This window comes from Paenibacillus sp. 01L418, from assembly GCF_056400045.1.
Genome location: NZ_JBFTSN010000040.1, coordinates 22,141 through 32,840, shown reverse-complemented (window position 1 = coordinate 32,840; position 10,700 = coordinate 22,141). Strand labels below are relative to the sequence as shown.

Genomic DNA, 10,700 nt, shown 5'->3' with positions numbered 1-10,700 from the left:
CTCTTAACATGACTAAAAAATCAAAAAACCCGACCTCACGAGGTCGGGTTTCTTCATGGTATTGGTGGAGGCGAGGGGATTTGAACAAGCGTCCGCCATGGTTCAACACATTTTATTTCGTTTTATATTATCCCTAAATATCGCGTAACACAAGGCTTCTGACGATTTGATCTTTTATTTCGTACCATCTCATTTTAGAGCGTTTTATCCTATTAAAGTCGCCTTGTCTACGACATGTCTACACAAATGGACAGGAATCACGACATGGTATATGAATATTTTATTTCGTTTTACTTAGTCCTGTACTTCGGATACCAACTCTTATTGCAGAGCAACTGCCACGGCAAACTGCCCCATAGGTCGATTAACTAATGTTACTGATAGTTTTCACAAGTGATAGAGGGAACTGCAATGAACTGGATACACTGCATCTGGATATTAACTTAGCACTTTTGCTCAAGATCACTGTCGTTTATTTTGCGCTTGGAAAAGTTAAACTTCTCCGAACGCTGTTCAATTAGTTTGTAAACATCATAAGTCCGTATATCAATACTTCCTAAATCAGATAAATTGTTGTTGAGTGCCTCAATGCTCAACATTAAGTTTGCATGGTTTTCATTAAGATTTTTAAGAACTATATTATAAATTAAACGTGTCGATAGATTATCCGTAAGTTTATATCGCTCAATTAGCCTCATTATGTGCTGCATAATTGCGAGTAAATCTACATTTTTTGAGAACTTATAGTATTTCGTTTCTACTAAGGTACGACTATTGGCATCGACAAACGTTAGATCAACAAACTGATTTTCCAACCTAATTAGACTATCATGAAACTCATGAGCACTTAGATAATCCTTTATTAAATTTTCAACAATATATCCATCAATGTGATACTTAAGATTAAATAATTGGCTCCCATTCAAATACGAATCCATATTGGGTAGGTATTCTTTATTTAAGTGCGAGAACTCCACTTCATTAGTTTCAATCACTTTGTTTTGATCTAGGGGGTTTGTTCTAACTTTTTTAATGGTTTCTGATTTAGCAATGAAACTGTAAAGTGATAAACGTGTGTTTTTTAGCATCTCTAATACGATCGAATCAGCTGATATTAGAAGCCAATCCTCGTAAGTATCATCCATTTGATATAATGTGGTTAAGTATTGTTTCCCTTCATCAAGGTATAAAAAGCATATGGGCTTGTCATAATTTGCGTATATTTCGATGATATTTTCTTCTTTTGGGAACATTATATTTTCATTTGAAATCATGGTCCTCTTCCCGCTCCTCTATGAATTCTTTTACACTCATGTAATGATTGAAATCGCTATGAATAACATTCCGGCTGTCCCGAAAAATCCACCAATTTATATGATCTTTTGAGTCCCGTTGTATTAAACCAGTATCTGTTTTTAATTTACCAACAGCTACATATGGATTATGCACTCTCAATCCCTCAAGACTGTCTAATAAAGCTGCCAAATTTTCTTTTCCTAGTTCACCAAGATTCACAGAACAAGCATAATTACCAACATTTTTTTTATTTCCAATCTCGTTTTCTATCTGGCAGTTGAAGTCCTTCATGCATAAATTAACTTCGTTCTTAGTAGCTCTATATACTGGTTCTAGATCAGTCTCTATTTCTGATCCTATCTCAATTACCTCACTAACTATATTGACAGGCATCAAATCAATAAATACATATGTTTTATTCAATTTAGTTTCTCCTTTCTTATATTACCTAATTAATACATTCGTTTCGCTACATTCATCTCCTTCAACATAAAATCGTATTTACTAAAATTATTTACGATTCATCTTAGCCATTGCAAAAAAGCAGTAAACCAATATGGTCAACTGCTCTTTTGCTAAACTACATTAACGCCTTGCTCATGACACTAACCGTGCTTTTGTGTGTTTTATCAAATAAATGCGTATAAATCCTATTTGTTGTTCCAATGTCAGAGTGACCCAATGCTTCCGATATCGCCTTTAGATCAACACCTTCTGAGTAGAGTATACTTGAAAAAGTATGCCGTAGATCGTGTAATCGAATCGAAGGTAAATTGTTTTTTTCTAAAAAGTCTTTAAATTGCTCTGTTACTGTGTTCACTCGTGCAGCATTTCCATTATTTCGAACGACAACATACCCCGATAAATTATAATGGTCTCCCAGCAAATCCTTCCGCTCATTTTGACTATCTCGATGTGCAATTAGAAGATCACGTAATTCATCCACCATATGCAATGTTCTTCTACTTTTTTCTGTTTTTGGAGCCTTAATGACGGTCTCATTACCTGCACTGGTTCTAACCTCCTCAATATGAATAAGCTGATTATCAAAATCAACATAATTCCATCTTAATCCTGTTATTTCCTCCCTTCTTAAACCCAAATAACCAGCGAGGAAGACAGGAATTTCAAGCTTTGTACCCTTAGCTTTACTAAGCAAGTCCCTTAATTGTACTTGTGTGTAGGTTTTTCCTGTGAATTTCTTCTTTTTAGGTGGGGCTACTGCATCTGCCACATTTCTAGATACATATTGCTGCTTTAAAGCATAGTCCAGAACTTTTCGCAATAAGGCATGATGCCTGTGAACTGTATTAGGAGATAACCCTTTTTCATCCATTAATGCTTTGTAATAAGCTTGAATGTTTGGCGGCTGTAGTTGTTGAACCTCAATATTCCCAATTGAAGGTACCAAGTGCTTAGAAATTACATTCCGATATCCATATGCAGTCGTGACTTCACAGTTATACTTCACATGATTATCCATCCAGTGTTCAAGAAGCTCGCAGAGCTTCATTTTAGTAAAGCTGGACAATAAATATCGTTGTTCCTTGTACTCAAATTCCGTCTTCAGCTTATCTGCTTCTTGCTTTGTTGCCACCGTTTCATAAGTACGAATACGTTTACCATTGTGATCCTTCCCATGCTCAAATGTTACCCTAAACTTATCCTTAATCGCTTGTATACTTGCAGGCATATTCTTCTCTCCTCATTAATTGTGTTTTTATAGGGGCACAATTAAATGCATGCCCCCTTTACTTATCCGCTAGTCAATTACAGCGTATAAATGGTCTTGAATATATTTATCCAATTCTGTAGCAGGAATTAGAATTTTGCGACCGATTGTGATCTTTGGAAAATCACTTCTTCCTACTAGCTTGTACAGCGAGTTTCTACCAAGAGGAAGGATCTCAGCAAGTTCAGAAACGGTGTAGCATTTACGATCATTATTCATAGCAAGCAAGCTATTTTGTGTCATGTTATATCCTCACTCTCTTTTTTGGTAATTATATACTTAGATTCCTTTTAATGTTGTATTAACATGGATTCCGAGGGGAGTCAATTTTTTCATCATTTCGTTTATATTCGTCTATATGTTGTGTTTGTTATTAAATAATTAACTATATATAGTCCATCGAACTTGTAATTCTAATACAATCCTTCAAAGACGTTACGCCAGTCGTTCTGTGCATATATCCAGTCATACATTCCAATTAAGTACTCGGCACCTTTAAAAGTGTCGACCAAACCATCCAATGTCACGAGATGAAGGTCGCCCAGCATTAGTTCCAAGCGAAGTTCTTGAGCAAATGCTGTACCCCTAAGCAATTGTTCCAAACTCATCGCCACTACAACAGCAAACTTGCCCATCTTAGCATCTTCAACCAGCACCTCTAGACCCTCCTTGCCACCCAACAAATCATAGTAGACCTCCACTACCTCAGAACCTGTTTCACAAGCATACTCACGCAATCGCAATTTCTGGTGGTCGAGCAACTCTTTCCAATCATCTTGTTTGGGCGAAACACAAACGTACAAAGCAGCCTTCATACAAATAACCTCATCTCAATTAGTATTTAGCGGAACCGCTAACGAAGAACCGATATAGCTATAAACCAGCTGCATAGCCGACTGCCAAATGTTTATTGCTTCACCGACCCCAGCCAGATATGCATACCTATGGAGTCGATACCATAATAAAAAGGACAGATAAGAGCTATAACGCTACGAATGAGCGTCTTCTCCATATCTGTCCTCACAAAAAATCTATACCACCTGTTAAACAAACCTTTGCACACGCAACAAGGCATAGACCATTTTACAAAGCTTCCAAAATTGCTTATAAGGTCATCGACGCAGGATTAATGATAGTGACGTGAAAGTTAACTCTCATTTTTGGGAGCATCTTCACCCTTAACCAGTGACCGTTCACGCCGTAGCTTCAATTCCCTGTATAAAACTGACTTTGAAACGGAAGCGATTTCGCAAATTTCCTTGATTGAGTGCGTACCCGAATCGTATAACTTAATCGCTTTCGCAACAGTCTTGCTATCCGTGCGGGGCTTTCCTCCGATCTTGCCTCTAGCTCTGGCTGAAGCAATCCCTTCACGTACACGATCACGCAGAGTGTCCCTTTCGAATTGTGAGAGAGCTGCCATGACCGCCAGTATCAATTTTCCTGTCGTTGATGAAAAATCTAAATTCTCCTTAATGGAGATGAAGGTTATATTCGATTTGTCCCATTCAGCGAGGATAGTCAGTAAATCCTGCGATGATCTGGAGACTCTACTCAGCGACTCCACCACGACAGTATCACCTTCACGCAATACTTTTTGAAGTTCATCCAACGCAGGACGCTCGAATTTTGTGCCACTGATTGTATCTACAAAAATGTCCTCCTTCGGAATACGATACTCATTTATTAAAAGATCAATCTGGCGGTCTACCTTCTGGTCTACCTTACTTATTCGAACATATCCCCATACTCTCGAACTCATCCCAACCACACTCCATCCCCATTTTATAGACCCGATTAAGAAGTCTATAAATATAAAAATAGATGCTTCCCCAATACCCCGATATAGAGAAATGTGCAGGTTATATGGAATTCCCAACGACAGGGAATTGGGACTCAGCAATTGGGCATATTATCGGGAAGGAAAATACCGCCGAAAAGTCCAAGTTTGAAAGGCTTTGGAGTCTTCCCTGTAACAATAGTTTTGCGGAATCCCCTATACGTCCCCATTGCAGCAAAACACCCTTATCGGGAGTCCCAGACTCCCAACAAGGGCATGTGATAGATAAGYCCCATAAACCAATGTTTACAAAACACTAGCAACGCTCAATCTTCTCAATGTGAAGGATCGGCACAGATACAAACTGACCACGTTGTGAAAGGTCAGGAAGCGACATATACCCCATAGAAGCACTGCTGCTCCAATCCGCCCATTTTGCTAACTCAGCTTCCGAGGGTGACGTACCTAACCAAGCAGCTACAACCGTAGTGTTGAGAGTCGTTACTAATGGAGGACATAAACCCTCTGCATCACGATAGGTTAAGCGCACTTTTTGACGGCTTAGAATGTCTTTGAATCGTAAAGCAAAGCGGTTCACCGCATAATAGGGAAACAAGTGCCTCGAACTGCTTGTCCCTAAAGTCCTCTTGCTAAGAACGATACCATCCACATCCGCAAACATTCGAACTGTGGCATAAGAACCGCTACTCAACTCCTTGTAAGAAGTCGAAAGCTGTTGGGTAAATCGATCAAACCCCTTACTCCGAGTCGCAGGAGTCAACCTAGACTCATGTGCCATTAGAATCTCAGGACTCTTGGTAACTAGAAGATACTCCCACTGCCCACCCGACTTCACCTCTGCAACACAAAGAATGGATGATAACAAATAAGAGCTAACAAGAGATTCACGAAGATCATTTACAAAACCAGCAGGCAAATGGATACCCTCCTTCGCTAAGAAAACTGCTTGCCATTTAGCGATCCAGCTATCAATAGGATACCCATTCAACCCCAAACTACTGACAGCCTCAGAAGCAATCAGCGGATACAGATGTGGGCAGTTAAACTTGAAAATACGATCAAGTTCAACCCCCTTACCCATTAAATAACCATGGAGTTGATTACCAACGCATACCCCAGGCATGAACACTTCTGCGCCTTTATAAGCGAAGCTAGATGGATGTGAATTTAATTTGACGACCATACGATCACTCCTCAACATTGGTATATTTACAACTGCTGCTAATCAACAGACAGTTTCGGTGCGGCATAAACGTAATTATCATGCAAATGAACTAAAGCCTCAGCAGGCTCTAACTCACCTTCTAGACAACGGAAGAAATAACCACGTTCCGTCATATAGCAACGGTCATTTTCTAGAAGGATGTACAGCAAATGCTCTAGCTTCTGCCTATCCAACGAGTCCATTACCATTGTGAAGTGTCTTCGTGTAAAGCGAGACAGGAATCGCAGTTCCTTCTCGCAATTGCTCAAGTCTACCCCAGCATTAAAGACTGGTTTAAACCGATCCTCTACTTCACGAACGAAGATTGCCGATGGGCAGCTACCAGTACCGATAGCGAATTCACGTTCTGCACCAGAGATGTCACCCGACTGCAACAGTACAAAGGCATTACCGATTCGTTTTTTTAGTAGTTTATCAGCGTACCCGATAGAATCATACAGCGATTTGATGGTAACTCCATGTATTTCAGCAGTATTGCGGTAGGAATAACCGCTTGAAAGAAAGTCTACCCACTTCTTTCTCGAGCTGCTTCTCGACAACCAGACTAGGCTCTTCATGTAGTCGACCATTCTGATTAGCAAATCGATCCTTTCCTTATCAAGATCTTCCGAATTCAATCCTAATGCTGCTAACCGTTCCGAGGTCTCCTTGACCTCCTCAACCAATTCCTTACTAAGCAACATCGCCAAAACCCCCTTCAAGAAAGCAAACCCTTTTGTTACCCCAAGAACATCAAAGACCCGAAGAAACAACACTACGATCTAACTCACTCCATGATGCGACCTAACCCTGAAAACCCTGAAAAACCCAAACCCAAAAACCGAGAAAACCCTGAATAAATCACCCTCTTTTATCTTCATATTTTTTTATTTTGCGGAGAAGCCAGTGTCCACCAGCCATTCCACCCTGCAGGAAACTCGTGAAATTAAAACCCTGAAAGAATTTCCGCAGTTATACTCAGAGTAAAATCGTCTGTAGTAAAAACTCATGCCGATAAAAAGTTTCCATGTAATGCAATACCCCTCATAACAAAAAGAAAGTCTGGGTGCAGAACTGCCTCAACTGCAATCATACTGTCTCGTTCAAATTATTTAGAATCGATATCAACGGCGGCGAAGACGGTGCTTTTTCCGAGCGAGATACTCTAAACGAAGAGCGAGGGCTTCCGGTTTAGTTCTATACCATTGCACCTCGAAATTATCATAAGCGAAATTTCCTCGATTCTCGTCTAAACAACGGAGCATGGCTGTGCGATCTCTACCCAGCGTATGCAGAACATCTAAACCATCTTCATTGAAGCAAACAAACGTGATCACATGCCTACCCAATGACAGCGAACGATCAAATGGAGGATACTCTCCTTTGAAACGAATGTTCTTGCCCTTCTCCTTGCTCAAGCCGTTGTGTGGATAGAACCAAAAGCCATCATAAACCAACTCCCAATCCTCAGAAGCATGATAACGTAAATAGAAGTTACCAGCCGCATCCCACTTGCCCTCGTAGAACTCTAAGAAATACGAAAATACTAAACCACAACAAGAGATTAAAAGCCCCTTGTCCCGAACCTTCGCATGGAAAACACACAATTGAAACTCTACCCCTGTGGCTACTAATTGCCGAACTAACACCTTGCGGTCGAAATCCCTTCTAATCTTACGCACTGAAAAACCCTCCTCTATATCGAATAAACGTGCTTAGACACACACTTATACAGGAGGTCTGTAATCAAATCCAAAATTATAAAAATCTCAAACAGAAGAAATGAAGTCCTACTCTATGCGATACCCCTCAAGGCATACAAGCAGAAAACGATGTGCAGACTGCCCCATTGACCGACTGTTTTTTGCATTTCTATCTCAGGCAGACCATTAAACAATCAGAATACGCTTCTTAACTCTGGGATTTACCAATGCCTTGCCATAGCGAGTGCATGAGAAGTAACTGTGTCTTTAATTATTCCCTGCAATGAAGCTAGGCGAGCGAAATCTAGAATTTGATAGCAGGCGCTACGGTAGGACTGTACTTATGGGAGCTTAAAGAGAGCGGATTGAAAGTGGAATAAGTGTGGGGGGAAAAGCAAGTTGCTCGAGTTTAGGTGACCTAACCGATCTTACAAGATTATGTTGTCGTAATTTAATACTTCCGAATCGAGTAATCCTTGCCTTGAGACTATATTATGTATCATCCGTAATATGCGTAAGTTCAACCTAACTGCAGAAGAAAATGAAAAATGTGCCCCCCGCATATGACATCGCAAAAAGCACAACTTAGTGGTTCTGGTGGTATTGAAGGTTTTAGGTGGCACTGGAGCCACCTATACTGGCTCTAGAGCCAGCAACTCCAGTCTATGTAACTATTCTCAGCAGTTCTAAAACCAGTTCAAGGACTAAGAAATACTATAATCAATTTCACAAACCTGACTTAGTAGAGATTCGGAGACTTCAAAATTTACCCATAGATACTCATTATTATAGCGCCCAATCTTGGCGCTCGAGGAAACGAATACCGTCTTTAAAAACAGTTTCCGCCAGCCAGCTTCAACAAGCCGAGCGTAGTACTCATTGTCATATCCTGAGAGAGCCACTTTCGCATTCGATGCTAATAACTTATTAACTAGGAGGTCATGATCGATACTAGACCAAGAACGATCCCCATAATGATCAGTCAACTTCATAGATTCGGGTGCATATGGCGGATCGAGGTATATAAATACATCATCTCGCCCCCTGAGTACATCCAGCCATTCAAGACAGCTACCATGAGTCACCTCTACATCACATAAAGTGGAATAGAACTGATGGAGTTGACGAACTCGTTTAAAGTAAGCACTGAGCCTACTTCGAATTGATACCCTGCTGGAATCAAATGTCGAGCAATCAGCTGCCCTTGACTGCATTGCAACGATGAACATGTATGCCGCTGAGGTCACCATGTCTAACTCGCATTCAGTGCGTCCCTGCGCCAACATACGAGACTCAAACTCTCTAGCAGATTTGGCACGAAGAAAAACATCCTCGCCAACCCCCAAGTCCTCTAGCAATGCCATAAGATCATATAAATATTGTCTATCACCAAGACAAGCAAACAAGTTACATAAGCCCCTGTCCATATCATTGTATACTCGATGTGGAAATAGATTAGGCGGGAGATTTAAGAGCATCCTCGCACCCCCACCGCATAGTTCGTAGAAACTCTGTAGGCCATACGCAACTTGGCAGAATTGGATGATAGGAATTATGTTTGGAATTAGGGCAGATTTACCGCCTATATAACTAATTAATGAAGTTGGATGTTCGATGCCGTACCTTAAACTCCACGATTTATTAGATACTGCCATTGTACCCCTCCACGAGACTACACAAGACCAAGACCATCAATCTTGAAGATATAGAAGCGCTTGACCTCTTTCGAGCTAAGATTAGGCTTTATAGGCTCCTGCAAGCGTGCCTGCTTATTTTTTACCAACAACTGACCCTCAGACTTCCAACCCCTAACGATCTCTTGAAGGCGAACATTCTTGGTGCTACCATCCAACGATAAAGCTTMATACAAAAATTCAGCTGTTACACCAACCACATTCATACCGTATTTTTCGATGTACTGTTCGGTGTCCAGGACTACCCCAGCGCTAACGCCATGCTGATAGGCATCGCTGCTGATTGATGGGAATGCATCCAGATCGGACAAGATACCATCCTCGAGCGCCTCGAATAACTCTAGACTCTCTTCTTTACCAGACGAACCCTCCAGCTCGCTGAGCAGATTTGGCACACGCTTAAAGATACCGTTAACCTTCAAATACTTTATGTAATCGATGACCGCATGGAACTCAGATCTTTCAAGCGCACCGAAGACATTAAGATCTCTCAGATACTCCTCGAACTTTTCCAGTAGGTCTATTACTAAAAAGCATTTCGATGCACCACCTTCGAGCTTGGTGGTGAAATTAACCGCATATGTAAGTTCGGTATAGGCATGGTGCTTGCCATACAACAACTCGACCGACCATAGATTCTCAACTGGATTTATCATTTCCTTGGGCTGAACGTTAGCGCTACGGCGCTCCTTAACTACTGTTAACATATATAAACCCCTCTCAAGATGACTTATTATCCCCTGATTGGACAGGAAGCTACATAATATACATGTTCTGATACCATTCTATCAAAGTACAATACATCTGGGAATCCATATTTTTCTGCAGATACAACATGGTTTAATAAACAAAAAACACGCCCCTACCTTCGAGTCGCCTTCACGCCAAGTGCGTCTAGCCTTATACAGTCAAGAATAAGCCGATTAGTTTGCACTAAAATCTACCCCTTATAGGAAGCAGAACTCGGGGGATAGTGAAAACGGTGCACCGAGCCAACACCATGAAAATCAGCTGAATTGCTATAATAACGACTATTTCCGCTCTCGTAGTGAACCAAGCCAATTAAATATACATACCAGAAAAATTAACTCACCTTTTTATTGGGAGAAGCATACCGACATACTTTAGATCATATAGAAACTGATCACTTTCAGCTAGGAGAGCATAATCTAGGTCAGTAACTTATATCTTATAGTTCCCATCTTTGTCATTTAAGAAATCACTAATATTGTGGCAAAATAAAAAGACAGTGCCTGTTTAAGGACACTGT

General features: G+C 40.7%; 11 protein-coding genes. All 11 read right to left on the bottom strand.

Annotated elements, in window-relative coordinates:
• Positions 1–443: 443 nt before the first annotated feature.
• Positions 444–1,274 (bottom strand): hypothetical protein, encoded by an 831-nt coding sequence (locus tag AC1DSE_RS08435; protein WP_477512259.1) that lies wholly within the window; start codon positions 1,272–1,274, stop codon positions 444–446.
• Entirely contained in the window at positions 1,261–1,719 is a 459-nt protein-coding gene (locus AC1DSE_RS08430; RefSeq protein WP_477512258.1) for a hypothetical protein, read from the bottom strand. The genes AC1DSE_RS08435 and AC1DSE_RS08430 overlap by 14 nt, the downstream gene beginning before the upstream one ends.
• Positions 1,720–1,876: 157 nt before the next feature.
• Positions 1,877–2,989 carry a site-specific integrase gene (locus AC1DSE_RS08425; RefSeq protein WP_477512257.1) on the bottom strand — a complete coding sequence of 371 codons (1,113 nt, stop codon included), beginning with the start codon at positions 2,987–2,989 and terminating at the stop codon, positions 1,877–1,879.
• A gap of 69 nt (positions 2,990–3,058) precedes the next feature.
• Positions 3,059–3,271 (bottom strand): helix-turn-helix domain-containing protein, encoded by a 213-nt coding sequence (locus tag AC1DSE_RS08420; RefSeq protein ID WP_477512256.1) that lies wholly within the window; start codon positions 3,269–3,271, stop codon positions 3,059–3,061.
• 170 nt (positions 3,272–3,441) lie between these two features.
• Positions 3,442–3,843: a recombinase family protein gene (locus AC1DSE_RS08415; protein ID WP_477512255.1), complete on the bottom strand. Its 402-nt coding sequence runs from the start codon at positions 3,841–3,843 to the stop codon at positions 3,442–3,444.
• Positions 3,844–4,175: 332 nt separating this feature from the next.
• Positions 4,176–4,790 carry a recombinase family protein gene (locus AC1DSE_RS08410; protein ID WP_477512254.1) on the bottom strand — a complete coding sequence of 205 codons (615 nt, stop codon included), beginning with the start codon at positions 4,788–4,790 and terminating at the stop codon, positions 4,176–4,178.
• A gap of 334 nt (positions 4,791–5,124) precedes the next feature.
• The gene (locus tag AC1DSE_RS08405) at positions 5,125–6,012 is read right to left on the bottom strand and encodes a hypothetical protein (protein WP_477512253.1); all 888 of its coding nucleotides are present in this window, start codon (positions 6,010–6,012) and stop codon (positions 5,125–5,127) included.
• A 38-nt stretch (positions 6,013–6,050) separates the two neighbouring features.
• The gene (locus AC1DSE_RS08400; protein ID WP_477512252.1) at positions 6,051–6,737 is read right to left on the bottom strand and encodes a hypothetical protein; all 687 of its coding nucleotides are present in this window, start codon (positions 6,735–6,737) and stop codon (positions 6,051–6,053) included.
• A gap of 420 nt (positions 6,738–7,157) precedes the next feature.
• Complete coding sequence (locus AC1DSE_RS08395; protein WP_477512251.1) at positions 7,158–7,715, bottom strand: hypothetical protein; 558 nt, start codon at positions 7,713–7,715, stop codon at positions 7,158–7,160.
• Between the two features lie 725 nt (positions 7,716–8,440).
• Entirely contained in the window at positions 8,441–9,391 is a 951-nt protein-coding gene (locus AC1DSE_RS08390; protein ID WP_477512250.1) for a DNA adenine methylase, read from the bottom strand.
• Positions 9,392–9,408: 17 nt separating this feature from the next.
• Positions 9,409–10,137, bottom strand: coding sequence for a hypothetical protein (locus tag AC1DSE_RS08385; protein ID WP_477527580.1), 729 nt, complete (start codon positions 10,135–10,137; stop codon positions 9,409–9,411).
• Positions 10,138–10,700: the final 563 nt, after the last annotated feature.